This is a genomic window from Mesorhizobium album (assembly GCF_033977205.1).
Classification (GTDB): Bacteria; Pseudomonadota; Alphaproteobacteria; order Rhizobiales; family Rhizobiaceae; genus Mesorhizobium; species Mesorhizobium album.
The window spans coordinates 32,443-53,331 of sequence record NZ_JAVIIW010000041.1 but is presented as its reverse complement, the minus strand read 5'-3'; the positions used below and the strand labels follow the sequence as shown (position 1 = coordinate 53,331).

The 20,889-nt window shown below is 63.9% G+C and carries 14 protein-coding genes, 1 tRNA gene and 2 pseudogenes; 7 read left to right on the top strand and 10 right to left on the bottom strand.

What is annotated here, in order from left to right; translation table 11 throughout:
• Positions 1-53: 53 nt before the first annotated feature.
• The 3 genes from betB to RFN28_RS26875 all read left to right on the top strand — a co-directional run bounded on the left by betB (position 54) and on the right by RFN28_RS26875 (position 2,145).
• Entirely contained in the window at positions 54-1,517 is a 1,464-nt protein-coding gene (gene betB / locus RFN28_RS26885) for a betaine-aldehyde dehydrogenase (protein ID WP_320290200.1), read from the top strand.
• Between the two features lie 68 nt (positions 1,518-1,585).
• Positions 1,586-1,843 (top strand): type II toxin-antitoxin system ParD family antitoxin, encoded by a 258-nt coding sequence (locus RFN28_RS26880; RefSeq protein ID WP_320290199.1) that lies wholly within the window; start codon positions 1,586-1,588, stop codon positions 1,841-1,843.
• A complete protein-coding gene (locus tag RFN28_RS26875) occupies positions 1,843-2,145 on the top strand; it encodes a type II toxin-antitoxin system RelE/ParE family toxin (protein ID WP_320290198.1) in 303 nt (100 codons plus the stop codon). Before RFN28_RS26880 ends, RFN28_RS26875 begins: the two co-directional genes overlap by 1 nt.
• 13 nt (positions 2,146-2,158) lie before the next feature.
• On the opposite strand, the pseudogene RFN28_RS26870 reads toward RFN28_RS26875, so the two are convergent.
• Positions 2,159-4,379, bottom strand: a pseudogene (locus RFN28_RS26870) (AGE family epimerase/isomerase).
• 44 nt (positions 4,380-4,423) lie between these two features.
• Positions 4,424-5,323 (bottom strand): LysR family transcriptional regulator, encoded by a 900-nt coding sequence (locus RFN28_RS26865; RefSeq protein WP_320290197.1) that lies wholly within the window; start codon positions 5,321-5,323, stop codon positions 4,424-4,426.
• Positions 5,324-5,421: 98 nt separating this feature from the next.
• On the opposite strand from RFN28_RS26865, the gene RFN28_RS26860 reads away from it, so the two are divergent.
• The gene (locus RFN28_RS26860; RefSeq protein WP_320290196.1) at positions 5,422-6,309 is read left to right on the top strand and encodes an NmrA/HSCARG family protein; all 888 of its coding nucleotides are present in this window, start codon (positions 5,422-5,424) and stop codon (positions 6,307-6,309) included.
• 10 nt (positions 6,310-6,319) lie between these two features.
• Here RFN28_RS26860 and RFN28_RS26855 read toward each other — a convergent pair whose 3' ends face one another.
• Positions 6,320-7,840 (bottom strand): phosphomannomutase/phosphoglucomutase, encoded by a 1,521-nt coding sequence (locus RFN28_RS26855; RefSeq protein ID WP_320290195.1) that lies wholly within the window; start codon positions 7,838-7,840, stop codon positions 6,320-6,322.
• 200 nt (positions 7,841-8,040) lie between these two features.
• Here RFN28_RS26855 and RFN28_RS26850 point away from each other — a divergent pair.
• Positions 8,041-8,117: transfer RNA gene (locus RFN28_RS26850), tRNA-Pro, on the top strand.
• A 502-nt stretch (positions 8,118-8,619) separates the two neighbouring features.
• The gene (locus RFN28_RS26845; RefSeq protein WP_320290211.1) at positions 8,620-8,853 is read left to right on the top strand and encodes an EamA family transporter; all 234 of its coding nucleotides are present in this window, start codon (positions 8,620-8,622) and stop codon (positions 8,851-8,853) included.
• Between the two features lie 807 nt (positions 8,854-9,660).
• Here RFN28_RS26845 and RFN28_RS26840 read toward each other — a convergent pair.
• Together RFN28_RS26840 and RFN28_RS26835 are read right to left on the bottom strand one after the other, a co-directional pair.
• Entirely contained in the window at positions 9,661-10,074 is a 414-nt protein-coding gene (locus tag RFN28_RS26840; protein WP_320290194.1) for a hypothetical protein, read from the bottom strand.
• On the bottom strand, positions 10,071-10,340 hold the full coding sequence (locus RFN28_RS26835; protein ID WP_320290193.1) for a type II toxin-antitoxin system prevent-host-death family antitoxin: 270 nt from the start codon (positions 10,338-10,340) through the stop codon (positions 10,071-10,073). The genes RFN28_RS26840 and RFN28_RS26835 overlap by 4 nt, the downstream gene beginning before the upstream one ends.
• A 166-nt stretch (positions 10,341-10,506) precedes the next feature.
• Here RFN28_RS26835 and RFN28_RS26830 point away from each other — a divergent pair.
• Positions 10,507-10,800: pseudogene (locus tag RFN28_RS26830) on the top strand (TRAP transporter large permease subunit); the annotation flags it as partial.
• A gap of 67 nt (positions 10,801-10,867) precedes the next feature.
• On the opposite strand, the gene RFN28_RS26825 reads toward RFN28_RS26830, so the two are convergent.
• From RFN28_RS26825 to RFN28_RS26805, 5 genes are all read right to left on the bottom strand, one after another.
• On the bottom strand, positions 10,868-12,592 hold the full coding sequence (locus RFN28_RS26825; protein WP_320290192.1) for a tetratricopeptide repeat protein: 1,725 nt from the start codon (positions 12,590-12,592) through the stop codon (positions 10,868-10,870).
• Between the two features lies 1 nt (position 12,593).
• Positions 12,594-14,000 (bottom strand): HlyD family type I secretion periplasmic adaptor subunit, encoded by a 1,407-nt coding sequence (locus tag RFN28_RS26820; RefSeq protein ID WP_320290191.1) that lies wholly within the window; start codon positions 13,998-14,000, stop codon positions 12,594-12,596.
• 11 nt (positions 14,001-14,011) lie between these two features.
• Positions 14,012-16,306 carry a peptidase domain-containing ABC transporter gene (locus RFN28_RS26815; RefSeq protein ID WP_320290190.1) on the bottom strand — a complete coding sequence of 765 codons (2,295 nt, stop codon included), beginning with the start codon at positions 16,304-16,306 and terminating at the stop codon, positions 14,012-14,014.
• A 195-nt stretch (positions 16,307-16,501) separates the two neighbouring features.
• Positions 16,502-20,239, bottom strand: coding sequence for a DUF4347 domain-containing protein (locus tag RFN28_RS26810; protein WP_320290189.1), 3,738 nt, complete (start codon positions 20,237-20,239; stop codon positions 16,502-16,504).
• A gap of 91 nt (positions 20,240-20,330) precedes the next feature.
• Positions 20,331-20,657, bottom strand: a complete 327-nt coding sequence (locus RFN28_RS26805) for a hypothetical protein (RefSeq protein ID WP_320290188.1) — start codon at positions 20,655-20,657, stop codon at positions 20,331-20,333.
• Positions 20,658-20,889 lie beyond the last annotated feature (232 nt).

Here is a 20,889-nt window from a genome sequence, read left to right as displayed (position 1 = left end):
GCATGATCCGGCGGGGCGCCCTCCCCGCCCAGCGATTACGAACGGAGAAGACCATGCGCGCCCAGCCAACGGCATCGCATTATGTCAACGGCCGCTATATCGAGGACGAAGGCGGCGCGCCGCTGCCGGTGATCTATCCGGCGACGGGCGAGACCATCGCGACGCTGCATTCGGCGACGCCGAACGTGCTTGAGCTGGCGATCGAGGCGGCGCGCGCCGCGCAGCCGGCCTGGGCGCGGATGAAGCCGGTCGAGCGCGGACGCATCCTGCGTCGCGCAGCCGACATTCTGCGGGCGCGCAATGCCGATCTCGCCCGGATCGAGACGCTCGACACCGGCAAAGCGATCCAGGAGACGCTGGTGGCGGACGCTCCTTCGGCCGCCGACTGCCTCGAATATTTCGCCGGCGCGATCGCGGCCTTCAACGGCGAGATGATCGATCTCGGCGGCCCCTTCGCTTACACGAGGCGCGAGCCGCTCGGCGTGTGTGTCGGCATCGGAGCCTGGAACTATCCGATCCAGATCGCCGGCTGGAAGTCGGCGCCGGCGCTCGCCATGGGCAACGCCATGGTGTTCAAGCCGTCGGAGAACACGCCGCTCTCGGCGCTGGCGCTGGCCGAGATCTATTCAGAGGCCGGCCTGCCCGACGGACTGTTCAACGTCGTGCAAGGCTATGGCGATGTCGGCGCCGGCCTTGTCGGGCACGATGTGGTGGCCAAGGTTTCGGTAACAGGCTCGGTGCCGACCGGCCGCAAGGTGCTGTCGCTTGCCGGCTCGAAGATGAAGCACGCCACGATGGAACTTGGCGGCAAGTCGCCGGTGATCGTCTTCGACGACGCCGATCTCGAAAACGCCATCGGCGGTGCCATGCTCGGCAATTTTTACTCTACCGGCCAGATCTGCTCCAACGGCACGCGTGTCTTCGTGCAGAAGGGCCTGCATGACCGCTTCGTCGACCGGCTGGTCGAGCGCACCAAGAAAATCCGCATCGGCGATCCGCTCGACCCGGAAACGCAGATGGGGCCGCTGGTCAACAAGGCGCAGCAAGACAAGGTCGTCTCCTACATCGCAACCGGCAAGCAGGAAGGGGCGACACTTGCCTGCGGCGGCAACGTGCCGTCGCTGCAGGGTTTCGAGGGCGGTTTCTTCATCGAGCCGACGGTGTTCACCGGCGTGACCGACGGCATGCGCATCGCGCGCGAGGAGATTTTCGGGCCGGTGATGAGCGTGCTCAAATTCGACAGCGAGGACGAGGTGATCGAACGCGCCAACGACACCGAATTCGGCCTGGCGGCGGGTGTGTTCACGCGCGACCTGCCGCGCGCCCACCGGGTGATCGCCGAACTGCAGGCCGGCACCTGCTGGATCAATGCCTATAATCTGACGCCGGTGGAAATGCCCTTCGGCGGCGTCAAGCAGTCGGGTATCGGCCGAGAGAACTCGCTGGCGGCGCTGGCGCATTACTCGCAACTCAAGGCGGTCTATGTCGAGACGGGGGACGTGGCGAGCCCGTATTGACTTGGCAAACCCGGCTTGGCTGCTTATCATAAATTGATAAGAATGAATAGTATCCAAAGGTGAATGCCATGCCCGCAAGCTACAATATCGGCTCCCGCTACGAGGCACTGGTACGCGAACTTGTGGAAAGCGGTCGCTACGCGAGCGCCAGCGAGGTCGTGCGCGACAGCTTGCGCTTGTTAGAGGAGCGCGAGGAACAGCGGCAGGCGAAGCTTGCTGCTTTGCGTGAAGATATCCGCAAGGGGAAGGAAAGCGGCCCCGGCATTCCGGCATCGGAGGTTCTTGACCGGCTGGAGGCGAAGTACCGCGACAAAAGCCACAAGTAGTGGCTGTTACATTCTCACCTGCCGCCGCAAGGGATGTCGAGGAAATCGGCGACTATATCCATGCTGAAAACCCAGCCGCGGCTCGGCGTTTTGTGGCCGCGCTTAGTGCACGGTGTGAACGCATTGCCAACGCACCACGCGGCGGCGCACTCCGATCCTGGCTAATGCCAAACCTGCGATCAATTCCGTTCCAGCACTATGTAGTTTTCTACGTGGCTGAAGGCGATGATGTACGCATTGAACGAGTCCTGCATGGTGCTCGTGACATTGATGCCATTTTCGACCAAGATAGCGATACATAGCGCCGTTGCTGCCTCACGCCTTCTCCGCCGTCCCGTCCAGATACTGCGTCAGCGCACAGACCAGATGGTAGAAGATGCTGGCGGGCACGTCGGTGGCCAGCGAGCGGCCGCGCTCGTCGATTCGGTCGATCCACAATCCAAGCGGCGCTGGGTCGATGTGCCAGCGGAACAGCCTCCCGACGCGCGCCTCGATCTCGGGCTTGAGGTCGGGCCCGCCCGAACCGTCGAGCGCGATCGCCGCCTTTATGGCTTCGGCCTGCGGCCAGCTGCGCGAGACCGTGTCGAGCGGCAGGCCCTGGCGCGAAACGGCGCCATAGGCAAGTCCAGTGGCGCGATTGAGGCCGTTGGCGACCGCCGACGCATAGAGCTTGCGGGCTAAGCCATTGAGCTCGGTCTGGCCGCTGCGGGCGGCGAAATCGACGAGCAGCGAGGCCCATTCGAAATGATGGCCAGGCTCTGTCCATCTGCCTTTCTCGCCCGGCACCGGTTTCCAACTGTCGTCGAAATATTCACCCAGCGTCCAGCTTTCGGCGTCGAAGAAATGGCTGCGGAAGAGGTCGATGATGCGCGCGGCGCGGCGCAGATAGGCGCGCTCGCCGGTCGCCTGGTGCCAGGCAAGGAAAGCCCGGGTTGGATCGCCGCTCGCCCGCGCCGTACGAGGTTTCAAGGAAGCCGGTCATGCGGCTGTCCTCGAGGTGGGCATCGAGGAAAGCAAAAGTCTCCTCCCCCAACCGCAAAGCATCGGGGTGGCCGGACATATGGGCATGCGCCAGCGCCAGAAGCACGCAGGAATGGTCGTAGGCGTCCTCGACCGGATCGGCGACCGAGCCGTCGATGTTGAGCGTGCGCACCCAGCCGCCTCGATCCGTGCGGCCTCGGCCTGCCATGAAGTCGATGCCATGAGCGATCAGCCGGTCAGCCGGGCCTTCCCAGCCGCGCTCCTTGGCGACCGCGAAGGCATAGACCTGGCGTGCCTGGGTGCGCATGCGCTTCGGCTTCATCAGCGGGGTGGCGTCGAAGCCCAGCCCCTCGTGGAAGCCGCCATGGCGCTCGTCGACGCCGGTCGTCGACCACAAGGGCAGCGTCTCGTCGAACAGCCAGTGGCGCACGCGCCGGCGCCAGGCGCCGCTCTCGATGACGCGGTCATGCGCCGGCGTGAACCTCGTCTCGAGCCGGCCGGACTTCTCCAGCTGCTCGACGATCTTCTTGACGTGCTGGCTGTGGTTGACAGGAGCGATGAAGGTGGCGTCGGCCGTCGAGACGATGGCCACATCCTTCATGCCGATGGCCGACAGCAGACGACCGTCGCCGCGGATGTAGGAGTTCTCGCAATCGATGGCGACGACGTCGCCGACGATGATATTGCCTTGCTCGTCGGACGGGCCGACATCAAGCAGCGACTGCCAGGAGCCGAGGTCGCTCCAGCTGAAGCCGGCCGGCACCATGGCGATGTCCTTGGCTCGCTCCATGATGGCGTAGTCAATCGAGGTCGAGGGGATGGCTGCGTAGAGCTCCAGCGGCATATAGAGGCCGGATAGATCGCTGGTCGCCGCGTGATAGGCAACTTCCGTCGCCTGCCAGATCTTCGGCTCGAAGGCGGCGAAGGCGTCGCGCATAGCGCCGGCGCGAAACAGGAAGATGCCGGTGTTCCAGTAGAAATTGCCGGCGTCGATGTAGCTTTGCGCAGTGGCGAGATCGGGCTTTTCGACGAAGCGTGAAACGTCGAACACGCCCGCCTTGTCGGCCGCGACCTCTATATAGCCATAGCCGGTCTCGGGCTGAGTCGGCTTGATGCCGAACACCACCAGGCGACCTGCACTGGCCGCAGCGGCGCCCGCCTCGATGCTCTGCCAGAATTGGCTCGCGGTGGAGATCTCATGGTCGGACGGCACCACCAACACCAGCTGGTCACCATATTCGGAAAGCGTGCGCAGGCTGGCGAGCGCGACCGCGGCGGCGGTGTTGCGTCCCGTGGGCTCGAAGAGCGGTCCGCCGCCTGCGAGATCGAGACCGGCAAGGTCGGCATGGACGCGCTCGGCATGACGCTCCGAAGCGATCAGGAAGATCGGTGTGGCGCCTCCCGGCCGCGCCGCCAGCCGGCGCAAGGTCTTGGCCAGCATCGAGCCGTCGCCGGAAAAATCGTGGAACTGTTTCGGATTGTCCTCTCGCGACAGCGGCCAGAGCCGCGAGCCGACGCCGCCGCTCATGACGAAACTGACGATGCGCTGGCTCATTCGGATCTCATGCTGAAACTTGGCCGATCGGTAGCACAGATGCTTTAAGCGGTGTTTACCCGCCTGGAAATCCGCTCCGTCGCGAGATCGATGAAGGCCTTGACCAGGGGCGAGAGATGGCGGCTGCTTGGGTAAAGGACATAAAGCCCGCCCGCAGGCGTGGTGTAGTTCTCAAGAACGCGGCGCAGACGCCCCTCGCCGATCAGCGCCTCTGCCATTCCGTGGGGCAATTGAGCGATGCCTTGGCCTGCAATCGCCGCTGCAACAACCGCCTGCATCTCGTTCGCGGCGAAGCGCCCGGCCACCGTGAACGTCTCCTGGCCGCTTGGTCCGTCCAGTACCCAGTGAGCGCCGACGGCCGATGGGCCAGCAATCACGCAGTGATGATGGACGAGATCCGCCGGTGCCTCCGGCAACCCATGGCGTGCGAGATAATCCGCGCTGGCGCAGAGCAGCCTGTGTGTGGTGCCAAGCTTGCGGGCGATCAAAGTCGAGTCCTCAAGCACGCCGGTGCGGAAGGCGAGATCGATACCGTCCTCGACCAGATTGAGCTTGTCATCGGTCAGTCGCAGCTCAACCTTGGTCTTTGGGTACATCTCCAGAAACTCGATCACGGCGCGGTTGAGGAAATAGGCGCCGAAGCCGACGGGAGCGGAAATGCGAATCGTGCCCGACGGCTCCACTCTTGCTTGGGCAAGGCGTAGATTTGCTTCCTCAAGCGTGCGCAGCGCCTGGCTGCTCTGCTCATAATAAAGGCGGCCGGCATCGGTCATGCTGAGACTGCGCGTCGTGCGCTGCAACAGGCGGACGCCGACCTCGCGCTCGAGCGCGGCAATGCGGCGGCTTACCGTCGTCTTGGGCATGGCAAGCAGCCGCGCAGCCGCCGTGAAGCTGCCGGCTTCCACGACGCGAGCGAATACGACGACATCGTTGAGGTCGAACATTGTATTCACCACTGGTACAAAGTTTTCCAATTATAGGTAATTATGCATCAATGCGACAGCCCCTAACTCTGCTCCCTAGAAACCGAAGGAGCAGATAGATGACCAGCAAACGAACCATTCTCGTAACCGGCGCCACGGGCCAACAAGGAGGCGCCGTCGCGCGCATCCTTCTTTCGAGAGGCCACAGTGTGAAGGCACTGACGCGCAGGCCGGACAGCAATGCCGCTCGGCTCCTGGCATCGGCGGGCGCGAACATTGTTGCCGGCGATCTCGCCGACACGGCTTCGGTTATGGACGCCGCAAAGGGCGTCGACACCATGTTCCTGATGGGCAACAGCTACGAGGCCGGGATGGAAGAGGAAACCCGCCAGGGCATCATTGCTGCCGATGCGGCAAAGGCTGCCGGCATCGGGCATCTGATCTATTCCTCCGTCGCCGACGCCGACAAGAAGACCGGCATCCCGCATTTCGAAAGCAAGTATCTGGTCGAACAGCACGTCATTGGGCTCGGTATCCCCTACACGATCAGCGCGCCGGTCGCCTTCATGGAGAATTTCGTCGCGCCCTGGTCAATCGGAGCCCTAGCCCAAGGTACGTTGGCCTTCGCGCTGCCCGCCAAGCGTCCTCTGCAATTGGTCGCGCTGGCGGATATCGGCGCCTTCGTCACAGCCTTGGCCGAGCGGCGCGAAAGCGTGTTCGGCAAGCGCTTCGATTTCGCAGGCGACGAGCTGTCAGGCGAAGAACAGGCGAGGATCCTGTCACAGGCCATCGGCCGCCCGATCGCCTATCAGGAAATCCCGATCACGGTGGCCCGCCAGCAGAGCGAGGATGCGGCGGCGATGTTCGAATGGTTCGACCGCGTCGGCTACGACGTCGACATCGCCGGCTTGCACGGGGATTTCCCGGAGGTGCGCTGGCATAGCTTTGCCGATTGGGCGAAAGCGTTCGACTGGAGCGTCCTTGAGCAGGCTCCATCAGCCGGCTGACCGTCCCAGGCTAAAAAGTCTGGTTGTAGGCGCCGACTTCCGGACTGCGGCGCAGCACGGCGTCGACGGCTGCGAACATCTGCCGGCGCCGCTCGGACGATACCGGGCTCTCGACTACCACGACAAGCTCCGGCTTGTTCGAGGAGGCGCGCACCAAGCCCCAGGTGCCGTCCTCGGCGACCACGCGGACGCCGTTTACGGTGACGAGTGCGGCGATTTTCTGGCCGGCGAAGTTCGCTCCGTCGTGCCGCATCGCCTCGAAATCGGCGACCACCCGCTCGACCACGCCGTATTTCACCTCGTCGGCGCAGTACGGCGACATGGTCGGCGTGCCGTAGGTCAGCGGCAGCGCCCGGTAGAGATCGGCCATCGAGCTTTGCGGATTGCGATCGAGCATCTGGCAGACGGCGATGGCGGTGATCAGCCCGTCGTCATAGCCGCGGCCGATCGGCGGGTTGAAGAAGAAATGGCCGGACTTCTCGAAGCCCGCCGCGGCGCCGATCTCGGCGACACGGCGCTTGATATAAGAATGGCCGGTCTTCCAATAGTCGGTAACGGCGCCGTTTGCCTTAAGCACATGGTCGGTGGCGAACAGTCCGGTCGACTTGACGTCGACGACGAAGGTCGAGCCCGGATGCAGGCTGGAAATGTCCCGCGCCAGCATGACGCCGACCTTGTCGGCGAAGATCTCCTTGCCCTCATTGTCGACGACACCGCAGCGGTCGCCGTCGCCGTCGAAGCCCAGCCCGACATCCGCGCCGGTCTCCAGCACCTTTTCGCTGATGGCATGCAGCATCTGCGTGTCCTCGGGATTCGGATTGTAGCGAGGGAAGGCATGGTCGAGCTCAATATCGAGCGGGATCACGTCGCAGCCGATGCGCGCTAGCGCTTGCGGCGCGAAGGCACCGGCAGTGCCGTTGCCGCAGGCGCAGACGACCCTGAGCTTGCGGGCGGTGCGTTTGCCCCTGGTCAGATCGTCGAGATAGGTCTCGCGGAAGCCGGCAACGAAATCATACATGCCACCGCCGGCCAGATCGAAATCCGCCTCGAGCACGATCTTCTTCAGCGCGCTCATTTCCTCCGGACCGAAGGTGAGCGGCCGCGCCGCGCCCATCTTGACGCCGGTCCAGCCGTTCTCGTTGTGCGAGGCGGTGACCATGGCGACGGAAGGCGCGTCGAGCGCGAACTGAGCGAAATAGGCCATGGGCGACAAGGCAAGGCCGATATCCTTCACCCGCGCGCCCGCCGCCATCAGGCCTGAGACCAGCGCCAGCTTGATCGACAACGAATAGGAGCGGAAATCATGGCCGGTGACGATGTCCGGCCCGACGCCGAGGCGGCAGATCAGCGTGCCCAACCCCATGCCGAGCGCCTGGACGCCGACAAGGTTGATCTCCGGCGCTTTTGCCGAGCCCGGATGACCGAACCACCAGCGAGCGTCATATTCGCGAAAACCCGACCCCTTGATCAGCGCAGAGGTCTCGAATTCGAAGCTGTTGGGCCGGATTTCGCCAACAATCGTCAGGGTCAAGGGTTGAAACTCCAACGGCCCGGAATGCCTGCCCATAGGGGGCGTGGCTTATCACAAAAGCGCTTAAGCCGGTCTTTACCCGACGGCTAAATCCGATGTCACCCAGGGAACCTCGGCGAAAGCAAAGAAATGCGACACAAGTGCAACCATTGGCGCTTGCAGGATCGGAAAGTGGCGGCTATAAGCCCGCCGTCTGGTCGCGGAGTGTAGCGCAGTCTGGTAGCGCACATCGTTCGGGACGATGGGGTCGCAGGTTCAAATCCTGCCACTCCGACCAGAACAAACAATGGGTTAGCGATAGGGCATTTCGGCTACCCCACAGATTTCCCCACAGAAACGACCAAGAATCTAGGCGGGCAACGCCTTTGCTGGCTTGGTTTCGGGACTCGCCCGTAGGTTAGGCGACGTCGGTACGCGTTGGCCGTCAATGTGGCTATGGCCGCACAGGCGGCTCGGTTAACAAAGCAGCCGAAAGAGCGTCAGCACTTGCGCAGGCCTCCAGGGCCGGGAGGCGGGAGACCGACTGCAGCGACGAGACCGGTTAAGAGGGCAGCCGTAGGAGCGTCAGCATAGCGCCGCCAACGGCGGGACGCGGGACCGACGGCCCCCGGGGAGAAGATCGCGCGGCCGCTGCCGCCGTTGGGCGTGGCGACTCTGATGAGCGCAACCTCGCTAACGCTCACAGTACCTCGCTAACGCTCACAGTTCCATTGGGTCTATTTGTGCCGATGTTCGAGCCCGTGGTGGCGACACCGGAAGCCCTCGCCGCCACGGCCTAAATCGCGCTGTTTCCGACGGTGCTCGGTTTCTGGCTTTGGTATTCTGGAGCCTCACGCATGTCAGGCGGCGAGGCGAGCGTGTTCATGGCGGTGCTCCCGGTTTCCGCCCTTTTGCTCTCTTATGTATTTCTCGGCGAGAAACTGAGTGTCATTCATTTCATGGGTATCGCGCTGGTCATCTTCGGCATCGTCAACACCACCCTGCCTACTAGGCAGCCAGCATACAAGGACTAACCCCCGTTGTGCCACAATGAAACAAGCACAACCGTCGAGGCGAAGCCGCAACCGTCAGCCTGCGAGGTTGAGATCGGACTTTGACAGCAGCAGACCACGAAACGCCGGTGGCGCGCGAAGTTCAATTGACTCAGCCGCTGCGAGAGCTCGTTGAATCGTCGTCACCGGCGGAGCGTCGGAAGTTTGATCTGCGAGTAAGCCCTTTTGTTGTATTCGACACGACCCTCATTGTCCGCAGATAGGTCACGATCATCCCGGCCTGACCCAAAGAGGCCAGTGGTTCGAAGGGCTGTGCTTGAATCAATCTGACTCAACGAGAGAGGGCGCGGTAGCAGCGCGCTGATTGTCTTGTGGAAAGGCCGAGCAACTGATCAGGATTGAAAAATACACGGATTTCTGCCTCGGCGGCACAAAAGGCGTGGCGATCCATCTCCCATGAATCTCACGCTTTCGTGGACGGTACGATTGCTACTTGTCGGTATTGGCGCGCATCCTTGAGAATCGGGTCCGGTTCGCGGCCAGACGCACTGTGGCCGAGGTGCGCGTCGTAGATGCCTTGAATGTCAGAGCCGCCATTAAAAGCTCCATAGCGAGAAGTGACGCCGCCCGCCAACGCCTCGACGACGAAGATGCCTTAAGCCAACCCGACCTCCACGTGATGCCTGGAGGTCTCCTTGCCAAACACCGCGACCTGCCTGACGTCGTTTTGACGAGAGGTAGCGTTCCAGGCTCGTGGTCCTCTGTCCGCCGTGCCCAGCGACGATGAATAAGGCGCCCCATCGCTCTGTCGGTTCAATCCGGGTGTGGCTACCGGAAGCGGCTCACTTCGGTGAAGGATTTCCGCCGAGCAATGAATTCGCGCAGCAGCGGCAGGAAGAATGCCTTGCTGAAACGGCCGATTGGAGGATCGGGTTCGAGGTAAAAAGAACGGCCGACGATGTCGGTGTTGAACTCGTCGAGAATGATCCAGAGGCGAAGATCCTGATCAAGGCCGGCGCGCCGCTTCTCTATGGCGGGAATTTCGACGCTGAAACGGCCGGGCTCAGGCTGCTTGGTCGTGATGGAAAAGAAGAGGATCAGATCGCCATTGGAACGTGGGAGACGCACGCCGACGGCAACGGGGCGCTGCTTGCGCCCCTCGGTCTCACCGGCATTAGCCTGCCGTGCCCACAGGTATGGATAGCGGATGACGGTCGCCGTCTGGATCAGGTCGTAGCTCAAGACCGGCTGCCTTCGTCATCTTGAGCATAGCTGTCGACGGCGCTCTCGAATTCGCTGAACAAAGCATCTGGCATTGTCTCGATAGTTCCGGACATCCGATGATCGGATTGGCGCAGTAGCCGGTGGTAATCTTCTATGTTGAGCAATACGAGGCGGGGTTTGTTGCGCTGGGTAATCGTCACAGGATGCCGGAGCGCTTCAGCGATGATGTCGCCAGACTTTCGAGACAGATCGCTGGTCGAGTAGGAGTTATCGGATCGGGGCATAAGGCCGCTCCTGCATTACGAATCTGCTGCAGGATACAGCAAATTCAGGATTGCTGCAAATCCTGTGCCCTCGGACGCCGTCCTACGGGCTTGCTCGCGATGCGACGACGTGGCGCGACCGATCGGGCTACTGCTGCACCGTCCTACGTTATGTCTAGGCTGGCCGCAGCAGGTCATCATCGTGCTGATCCCGCCGCTGGCGCTGATCTTCCTGGTGCTCGGAACGATCTTCCTGGGCATCGCCACGCCGACCGAAGGCGGCGCCATGGGGTCAGTCGGGGCGCTCATCATGGCGGCGGCCAAACGCCGGCTTTCGCTCGATCTGATCAGGCAGGCGCTGACCTCGACGACGCGGCTGTCGTCCTTCGTCATTTTCATCCTGATCGGCTCGCGCGTCTTTTCCTTGACCTTCTATGGCGTGAACGGCCACCTGTGGGTGGAGCATCTCTTGGCTCTGCTGTGCTTGGCATTATCTTCGGCAATGACGCTCCTGTACGCGTTCGGCCACTACTTCGCTAATGATCGGCTCAGTTTGGCTCGAGATACGCAAGTTCATCCGCGGCTTCAGCAAGACCTTGAGCGGCAGCACGCTCAAGCCAGATACGGCCGGCAACTGGATTGCGCTCGCCGGCGTCACCATTGGAAAGGTAGCGGCCAAGCATGAGTTGGGCGTATGCGTGACCTCGTTCGGCGGCGGCAACGAACCATTTCTGCGCCGCCTTCCGATCGAGAGATATACCTTGCCCGGTCTCGTATAGAGCGCCGATCGCAAACATTGCACCAGCGTGGCCCGCAGCGGCGGCCTGCTTGAAAAGATGTGCCGCGGCCACCGGCGAGCTTTCTCCGCCCCGTCCGTTCAACAGCATTTCGGCGAACGCCACCTGCGCGTCGGTCATGCCGGCGTTGGCCGCCTGCTCGAACCAAAATCGGGCCTGCTTGAGGTCGCTGACCACGCCACGCCCATCCTGGAGCATGCGCCCGTACATGTACTGCGCATGCGCCACACCCTCCGCCGCGCGCCTCATCCATTGCACCGCCCGCTCCTGGTCCTTGCGCACGCCGACTCCCTCGGCGAAACAGAGTCCCAGATTGAAGGCCGCGATCAAGTCGCCTGACGACGCGCTCGCTACGAACCATCCCGCAACGTTGATGCCGTCTTCGCGATCGCCTGCGCCTGCGAGGACCAGATTGGCAAGGTCGAGTTGCGATGCGCGACTGCCGCCATTTGCGGCGGCGCGCAGCCAGCGCATTCCTTCCTCCGCGTCCTGGGCCACTCCATTTCCCGAGAGATAGAGCGAAGCCAAGGCACGCGCGGCTTCCTGATGACCCGCCTCAGCGCCGTGCCGATACCACAACGCCGCTTCGGCAAAGTCCGGTTGGGGTCCCTTCACATATCGTTCGCCGAGGAGGTGGGCGGCTTCTGGATTTCCAGCCAGTGCAGCCCGGCGCGCCCATGCCTCGCCGGCGACGGGATCCTGCTTCCCCAGGCTGCCCTCCATCAGTGCGAGCCCCAGCCTGAACTGTGCCGATGCGAGGCCCTTCTCCGCGGCAACCTGATAGAGCTGCAGGGCGGCCTCTTGATCGACCGGCACCCCCATTCCGTGCTCGGTGATGACCGCAAGCAGATAGATCGCTGTCGGCAGGCCAGCATCCGCGGCGCGTCGCACCTCCGCGGCAATCCTGCCACTGTGCTCGGGTAGTCCGCGTCTGGCGAGCGACAGGGCAAAGCCCAGGCATCCCTCGGGACAGCCCCTGGCTGCGGATTTCTCGTACCAGTCATGCGCGGCATCGAGATCGCGCATGTCTTTGGGACCCTCGCTGAGGATGTAGCCAAGAATTGCCTGCCCGGTCGCGGAGCCGGCCTCACCGGCTTTGCGGGCAAGGTCGAGCGCTGCCGCGAAATCTGGTCCCCGCGAGGAATCTCGTTCGAATAGGCTTTCCGAACCGGCTTCGGTTTCCTGCCCTGCAAGTCCGGCCACATGAAGCGCCGCGAGCAGAGCCTGTGCATCGCGACTGCCTCGACCAGCCGCTCGCCGCAGCCAGCGCGCACCTTCCGATTGGCTGGGCGGCACGCCTGAGCCTTCGAGATAGCAACGTCCGATTCGATATTCCGCCTCGGCGATCCCGGCGCGTGCCGCAATCGCCATCAACGCAAAGGCTTCCGCAGACTTGCCGCTGTCGGAAAGCTGAATTGCGCGGCGCAACGCCAGCGCCGGGTGGATGCGTCCAGTCAGCCGGTCCAGGATCGCCATCTTACGGCTCCCGCATCGCTTCCTGGCCAATCGGCAGCATCGCACCCAAAATGTATTTGAGGACCGTGCGGCGGCCGACCTTTACGTCCGCGGTGACCGGCATGCCTGGGCTGATCGCGAAGCCGGGAGGCACGCCATGGAGGGTGACGTCGTCTATCGAAATCTGCGCGCGATAGAACAGGTCGGAATCCGGGGGCAGCATGGCCAAAGAGCTGTTTGGGTCGCGCGCCTGCTCCCTGGCCGAGAAAGAGTCGGGGCTGACCGTGCGAATGGTGCCGTGAGCCAGGCCATATTGCGAATAGGGGAAGGTATCGAATTTTATGGCCACGGGATCGCCGACATGGACGAAGCCGCTGCTGCGGCCGACAATGTTCGTCTCCACTTCGAACACCGCATCGGCCGGGACCAGCGTGATCAACCGCTCTCCGGACTGCAGGACCGAGCCCACCGAGACAGCGGCGACCGACTGAACGGTGGCGTCGGCCTCGCTCCTCAGCTCCACCAGCTGTTTGCGCAGCTTCGCCTTGTTGAGAAGCTCGCGGGCGTCGGACATGCGCGAGTTGGCTTCCGACAGGCTCTGCGAAACCTCCGCGCGCCAGCTCTGAATGTAGCCGTCACGCTCGGCCGCGACCGCCGCCTGCTGGCGCTTGGCGGCCTCAGTCGTCTGCTCGGCATTGCTGAGCGAACGTGACATTTCCGCCGAATTGTCCTCGGCAAGCAGCGTATTGAGACGGCTCCCAACCTGTCTTTCTTCGAGTTGCTGGCGCATCTTTTCGATCGAGGCCGCTACTGCCAGCCGCTGCCGGTAGCCGTCGGCGTCGGACTGCGAGCGTGAGATGACGGAACTGAGCTCGTCTCGCTGACGGTCGAAGCTTTCCAATTTTGCGTCGTAGACGGCCTTGCGGCGATCGAATATGGAAGCCTGAAGGGTCCAACTCGGGTCCAGGCCGTCATAGCTGAAAGGCTTTCCATCGGCCTCCGCCCTTAACCGCGCCACTTCGGCTTCTAGCGTGGAGACCTGGGTGGCCAGTGCCGTGAGGTCGGCCGACGCAAAGGTGGCATCGAGACGGGCTAGCACCTGACCGGACTTCACACGCTGGCCTTCGCGCACCTCGATCGACCGGACGATCGCTGTCTCCAGTGGCTGGACGATGATGTTGGGCGATTGCGAGACGACCAGGCCTCTTGTCGTGACAACCTGGTCAACCGGTATAAATGCTGCAATTGTTATCAGCGCGACGACCAAGCTCGAGATGATCCAGACGATGCTGCGTGCAACGCGCGGAATGGGCGCATTGGCGACCGCCGTCGACGGCCACTGGAATTCGAGGATGGCAGGCGCGGTCGGATCGCGGACCGCTGCCTCGCGCCGGCGGACTGGTAGGGTTGAAAATGTGGTGCTGCTCATCGCAGTCGATCTCAAGCCAGCCGAGGCGGTACGGCCGCCAAATGGCCATGTCGGCCTTCAAGGTGTCGGTTCTGCTGGAACCAAAGCTGGCGGTAAATGCCGCACCGCTCCAGCAGGACGGAATGCGGCGCGACATCGATAACCTTTCCCTGATCCATGACCAGGATCTGGTCGCATTCGGTGAGCGATGCGAGGCGGTGCGAAACGATAATCATGGTGCGGCCGCTGGCGATACGCATCAAATTGGCGCTGACCACCGCCTCGCTCTCGGGGTCGAGCGCGCTCGTCGCCTCGTCGAGTATCAAGATGGTTGGATTGTGGATCAGCGCCCGCGCGATTGCCAGACGCTGCCTCTGGCCGCCCGAAAGGTTAGGCGATCCTTCCTCGATATAGGTATCATAGCCGTTCGGCATGCGCTCGATGAACTCGGCAGCGCCAGCCAGGTGAGCAGCACGCATGGCGTCGGAAAGCGTCAAGCCGGCACGGCCGGCGATGATATTGTCCCTGATCGAGCCGCGGAAAAGAAAATTGTCCTGAAGGACCACGCCTAATCCTTGCCGAAGATGGCGCAGGTTGATTTCCTTGAGATCGACTCCGTCAAGCTTGAGGAAGCCGCTGTAGTCGCGATTGATCCCCTGCAACAGCCGCGCAATCGTCGATTTCCCTGATCCGCTCCGCCCGACGATGCCGAACATCGTGCCTGCCGGTACGTCGAAGCTGACCCTGTCGAGCGCCGGCGTCCTGGTGCCGATATAGCTGAAGGTCAGATCGCTGAACCTGATCTCGCCAATGAGCTTTGGCCTCAAGCCAGCGGAATTCGAACTGCTTTCCAATGGGCGGTTAAGAACCGACGCGGCCTCGCCGATCGCGGCGCCGACTTCTTCATAGTCCTCGACCAGTCGAGCCAGGCCGACCAGCGGCTGGCCGACACGTTGCGCGATCATCATGAAGGCGAACAGGCTGCCCACCATGTAGCCCGACGGGTCGTTCATGGCGAGGTAAGCGCCGATCAGCATGGTTCCGATGACCATCACGCGCTCGATTGGCGTGACGAGCGTCTGCGGCCAGTTGGCGAGTTGACCGAAGGCCAGGCGCGCCTTGCCGGCGTCCGCCACCCGTTCATCCCAAAGCGCCTTGCGTTGCGGTTCGAGACCGAGCGCCTTCACGGTCTTGATGCCGACGACGGTTTCGCCGAGCGCCGCCGACTTCCAGGTCTCCGCGTCCACCACGCGCTGGTAGCCGCGCCGCAGCGGCGCAAGGAAGGCGAAGATGATCAGCATGATAACGACCGCGCAGGCGATCACCATCCAGGCAAGGGTGGCGTTGATGTAGAACATGACCGGGATCAGCACGCCAAGCGTGATCATATCCAGGAACGTGCTGAGCAGCTTTCCGGTAAGGAACTCGCGGATGCGATAAACCTGCGCGAGGTGGTACAACGTCTCGCCGGCCGGATGACGTTCGAAATAATCCAGCGGCAAGCGCAGGAGCCGGCTGAAGACGTGCAAGTTCAGCTTGGTGTCCAGGCGGGCGCCGACCACGTTGATGATTAGCCGGCGCGCGTGGCCGAGCAGAGTCTCATAGATGAACACGACGGCTATCACCGCCGTCAGTAACGCCAGGGTCGACATGCTGCTGAACTGCAGCACCTTGTTGACCACTGTCATGACGATAAGCGGAGGCAGGATGGTCAAGATGCTGAGGGTGAACGAGGCAATGCCGATGTCGCGCAAGGGCCTGCTCTCGAGCCGCACGAGATCGACCAGCCAGCCGATGGTGAAGGGCGCGTCCGCTGCGACGTAGGACCGGGCCGACCGCAACAGCACGGCCTCACCCGACCACACTTGCGACAACCGCAGTTCGTCAATGATGACGGCTTCCGCATCTTCGGGCGCGTCGACGCTCTTGAGGAAAACGACATTTTGCTCGTTGCTGGCCCCGGTAAGGATGCCCGCGCCGCCGTCGCTGAACAGCAGAACGACGGGCCCCGTGTTCTCGAAGCGCAGGAGATGCGACCAGCGGATGCGGACGGCGCGAGACCACATTCCGCCGTTCTGCGCCCATTGAGAGAGGTCGGCGGCATTTGGGATCGTGTCTGGGCTCGCGGCCTTGAATTCGCTCGGGTCCAACTCGACGCCATGGTAGCGGGCGACGCGAATCATCGCCTTGAGGCGCGGGGCGATCTGGTCGAAGCCCTCGGGCTTTCCAGGAACCCACACCGGTCCGCTCCCGCCGGGCACATTGTCGATAGCCGGTTCCGCGTGGCCGCGGATGGGGATCGGCTGGACGCCGGGTTGCACAATCATGCTCACGGACTCCCCTTTCGACGCGTAGGCAAAAGTGCATCAACGCGCCGGGCAAACTGTCCCAACCGGGACTTCCGGCGCACCCGGCGATACTCGCAAGAGGGTGGGCGAGCGAGTCCGGTTCTCACCTGGAAATGGTGAGCGCGCGGGCCCCCGTTTCTCGCAGGGTCCGCGCGCTTCTTGTTACACCAACGCTCAGTCATGCGGCTTCAGGATGTCCTTCAGAGCCTTCTTCAGCGTGTCGTCGGTCTGGGCATATCCGGCACCTTGCTTGCCCTTGTCCGACGTCAGGTCGGAGGTCGCACCGGACGGCTTGTTCTGGTTCTGACCAAAGCCCCTGACCGTGTTGAGTACGTTCAAGAGGTCGGTCGTCACCGAGCTCACAGCGAGGCTGACAAGCTGCCGGAACGAGGTATGGCTGTCCGTGGTACCGCCGGCCGACGTGGACTGCAGGAAGTACCTGGTGTCCTTGAGCCCCAGCGTGCTGGACGTGACGACGGCATTGTGACCACCGTTTCCGTTACCTTGGCCACCGGCAGAGTTGCCCTGTCCCTGGTGTATGCCGTTGTCGCCATTGTTATGGTCGCCGGAATTACCTGGCGCCGGCTGTTCACCATTGCCGTGCCCGTTATTGCCGTGAACATTATCACCGGTCTCACCGCCTGGGCCGGTCGCTCCCGTCGGGCCGGCATCACCCGTTGCGCCGGTCGCACCCGTGGCTCCCGTGGCTCCGGTATCGCCGGTCGCACCCGTGGCTCCCGTCGCTCCGGTATCGCCGGTCGCACCCGTGGCTCCGATGGCTCCGGTATCGCCGGTCGCACCTGTGGCTCCGGTGGCTCCGGTATCGCCGGTCGCACCTGTGGCTCCGGTGGCTCCGGTATCGCCGGTCGCACCTGTAGCTCCCGTCGCACCGGTGTCGCCGGTTGCTCCCGTGGCTCCGGTGGCTCCGGTATCGCCGGTCGCACCTGTCGCACCGGTGTCGCCGGTCGCACCTGTAGCTCCCGTCGCACCGGTGTCGCCGGTCGCACCCGTGGCTCCGGTATCGCCGGTCGCACCCGTGGCTCCCGTCGCACCGGTATCGCCGGTCGCACCTGTGGCTCCGGTATCGCCGGTCGCACCTGTGGCTCCCGTCGCACCGGTGTCGCCGGTCGCACCCGTGGCTCCGGTATCGCCGGTCGCGCCTGTGGCTCCCGTCGCACCGGTGTCGCCGGTCGCACCTGTAGCTCCCGTCGCACCGGTGTCGCCGGTCGCACCCGTGGCTCCGGTATCGCCGGTCGCACCTGTAGCTCCCGTCGCACCGGTGTCGCCGGTCGCACCCGTGGCTCCGGTATCGCCGGTCGCACCTGTGGCTCCCGTCGCACCGGTGTCGCCGGTCGCACCCGTGGCTCCGGTATCGCCGGTCGCGCCTGTAGCTCCGGTCGCTCCGGTGGCGCCCGTGGCGCCGGTTGCTCCGGTCGCACCTGTGGCGCCGGTTGCGCCAGTTGCTCCGGTCGAGCCTGTAGCGCCGGTTGAGCCAGTCGCTCCAGTCGAACCCGTGGCACCAGTCGAGCCTGTAGCTCCGGTCGCTCCGGTCGCGCCCGTGGCGCCGGTTGCTCCGGTCGCACCTGTGGCGCCGGTTGCGCCGGTTGAGCCAGTCGCTCCAGTCGAGCCCGTGGCGCCAGTCGAGCCGGTTGCTCCGGTCGAGCCGGTAGCACCAGTCGCACCCGTAGCTCCTGTCGAGCCTGTAGCGCCAGTAGCTCCGGTAGCTCCAGTCGAGCCCGTCGCACCAGTAGCTCCCGTAGCTCCAGTCGCGCCGGTTGCACCCGTGGCACCTGTGGCTCCGGTAGCTCCAGTCGAGCCGGTTGCACCCGTCGCACCCGTCGCGCCGGTGTCGCCGGTTGCACCCGTGGCGCCGGTCGCACCCGTCGCGCCGGTATCGCCCGTCGCACCTGTGGCTCCGGTCGAGCCGGTCGCACCAGTAGCTCCAGTCGCGCCTGTAGCTCCTGTTGCGCCAGTATCACCCGTGGCCCCAGTCGCTCCGGTATCGCCGGTCGCGCCTGTGGCACCGGTCGCTCCGGTCGCACCTGTGGCGCCTGTATCGCCGGTCGCACCCGTGGCGCCGGTGTCGCCGGTCGCGCCTGTTGCTCCAGTGTCACCCGTCGCACCCGTGGCGCCGGTATCGCCCGTCGCGCCTGTTGCTCCAGTGTCACCCGTCGCACCCGTGGCGCCGGTATCGCCCGTCGCGCCTGTTGCTCCAGTGTCACCCGTCGCACCCGTGGCGCCGGTGTCGCCGGTCGCACCCGTGGCGCCGGTGTCGCCGGTCGCACCCGTGGCGCCGGTGTCACCCGTCGCGCCTGTGGCGCCGGTGTCGCCCGTCGCACCTGTGGCGCCGGTGTCGCCAGTAGCTCCAGTCGCTCCAGTATCACCAGTCGCACCCGTGGCACCGGTGTCGCCCGTCGCGCCTGTGGCGCCGGTGTCGCCCGTCGCACCTGTGGCGCCGGTGTCGCCAGTAGCTCCAGTCGCTCCAGTATCACCAGTCGCACCGGTGGCGCCGGTATCACCCGTCGCACCGGTCGCGCCGGTGTCGCCCGTCGCACCCGTGGCGCCGGTGTCGCCCGTCGCACCCGTCGCGCCGCCAGCACCGGTGTCACCAGTAGCTCCAGTCGCTCCAGTCGCCCCAGTATCACCAGTCGCACCGGTGGCGCCGGTATCACCCGTCGCACCGGTCGCTCCGCCGGCGCCAGTATCACCCGTCGCACCGGTCGCTCCGGTATCGCCGGTCGCGCCTGTGGCACCGGTCGCTCCGGTCGCACCTGTGGCGCCGCCAGCGCCACCGGCACCAGTGTCACCAGTGGCTCCAGTCGCTCCGGTATCGCCGGTCGCGCCTGTGGCGCCAGTCGCGCCGCCAGCACCAGTGTCACCAGTGGCCCCAGTCGCTCCGGTATCGCCGGTCGCACCTGTGGCGCCGGTAGCACCGCCAGCACCAGTGTCACCGGTCGCGCCTGTGGCTCCGGTCGCTCCGGTCGCGCCCGTGGCGCCGGTCGCGCCAGTAGGCCCTGTTGGTCCCGTGGCGCCGGCCGGCGCGACAGTTACAAGGCCTCCAGTAAAGTGATCGCCATCATTGCCAGGGGCGCCTGGGTTATTGATAGCCGTGGTCGTGAAGTTATACGATGGAGGATTTGTAGGAGGGTTAACAGGAGTAAGTGTACCGTATAAGTGGAATCCGGCATCGTAGATGAGGTATGTATGTGTAGTGTCAGGAACCGTTACCGTAACAGAAAACGTAGGAACGGCGTTATTATCTGCAGATGGGAGCTGAAAACTGCCAACAACCGTGTCATCAGTAGTAATTGCTGTGCCATTCGTATCGACAAGGTAGTAGGTGTTAATATTATTACTTGAACCGGAATCTATGGTTCCCGTGAGTGTCAGATCGCCTGCCGTAAGTACACCCGTGTAACCGGCCACGCCGGCTGATGTCATGGGGGGCAAAGGTGCGGAGGACTTCGCGTGTGACAAGAGTTCCCAGGCACCGCCCAGCGCGGCTGCACCAACCAGCGAAGTGGACGCAAAAACGCTCGCGCCGACGGCCTCCTCCAGGGCTCCAACGAAAGCTTCGCCGGCATTCCCCGACGCCGTTTCGCAGGTCCAAAGCCGCAACTCGCCGTCTGGGGCAAGCGCCCTGCCGATCGCGGCGAAATCATCGGCCGCCTCTTCCACGGTCTCGGCTGACCACTCTCCGGCAGCGAATTGAACTCTGCCCGGCGCGCCATGCGCCATCACGTGCACCGCTTCGAGCCCTTTGTGACCCGCCAGCGCCGCAGAGATCTGCGACGCCGCCGGCCGGCGACTGTCGAGCAGGACAGCCCGGACTTCGGGCCGCAGGTTGCCGAGAACAGTCTCGATATCGGAGATTGAACGATCCACAAAGAGGAATTCAGATGCGCGGGCCATGACTGGCTCCTGTTGGCTTCGAATTCAATTCAGCGGGAAGCGGCCCACCAGCCTGGCTGGCGGGCGCAAGCGACAATGAGATCGGGCCCGATCATCTTGCGGACGGCCCGACGGCGCCGCCGGGATGTTCGCCAGAAGGGTCAACAGCGGGGATTTCCACGCGCAGGAAGCTCGCGACCTGGAAGGTTCCGCCCTCATCGAACGTGCCGATCGCAAGTGATCCGGCGGCGCTCGGGACCTTGACGGTGAGAGAGACAGCGAGGCTTCTCGTGACGGCGTTGGGGAGGATGACCTGACCGACGATCGTGCTCTTGGCTGTGTCCAGAATGAAATAGGTGACGTTTTCGGTCGTGTCGCCGACAGGCAGGGTGCCCCGAACGCTGACTTCCATTACGGCAAAGCCGGCTGTGTAGCTCATCTTATCCTCCTCGATTGGCGGCGAATGCGCCGCCGCGCTTCCTGTTCTTCACTTTGGTTTGCGTGATCACCGAGCGTGCATGTCCGGATGCAGCCGGTCGCTGCCCGCTCTCAAATGGCCTGCGACAGCCAAACCACTGCGCCCGCGATCCGTGCTTCGACGCTCCAACTCGCGCGTGTGAGGCCGGTCGAGCCAAGTACCCGACCACGGCGGCAGGGGTCTGGTCGGGCTG

Bases quoted from the DNA above. Each gene is read 5' to 3' on its own strand.
- betB (WP_320290200.1), top strand. From the start codon at position 54: ATGCGCGCCCAGCCAACGGCATCGCATTATGTCAACGGCCGCTATATC.
- RFN28_RS26880 (WP_320290199.1), top strand. From the start codon at position 1,586: ATGCCCGCAAGCTACAATATCGGCTCCCGCTACGAGGCACTGGTACGC.
- RFN28_RS26865 (WP_320290197.1), bottom strand. From the start codon at position 5,323: ATGTTCGACCTCAACGATGTCGTCGTATTCGCTCGCGTCGTGGAAGCC.
- RFN28_RS26860 (WP_320290196.1), top strand. From the start codon at position 5,422: ATGACCAGCAAACGAACCATTCTCGTAACCGGCGCCACGGGCCAACAA.
- RFN28_RS26835 (WP_320290193.1), bottom strand. From the start codon at position 10,340: ATGCCCCGATCCGATAACTCCTACTCGACCAGCGATCTGTCTCGAAAG.
- RFN28_RS26825 (WP_320290192.1), bottom strand. From the start codon at position 12,592: ATGGCGATCCTGGACCGGCTGACTGGACGCATCCACCCGGCGCTGGCG.
- RFN28_RS26820 (WP_320290191.1), bottom strand. From the start codon at position 14,000: ATGAGCAGCACCACATTTTCAACCCTACCAGTCCGCCGGCGCGAGGCA.
- RFN28_RS26815 (WP_320290190.1), bottom strand. From the start codon at position 16,306: ATGATTGTGCAACCCGGCGTCCAGCCGATCCCCATCCGCGGCCACGCG.
- RFN28_RS26810 (WP_320290189.1), bottom strand. From the start codon at position 20,239: ATGGCCCGCGCATCTGAATTCCTCTTTGTGGATCGTTCAATCTCCGAT.
- RFN28_RS26805 (WP_320290188.1), bottom strand. From the start codon at position 20,657: ATGAGCTACACAGCCGGCTTTGCCGTAATGGAAGTCAGCGTTCGGGGC.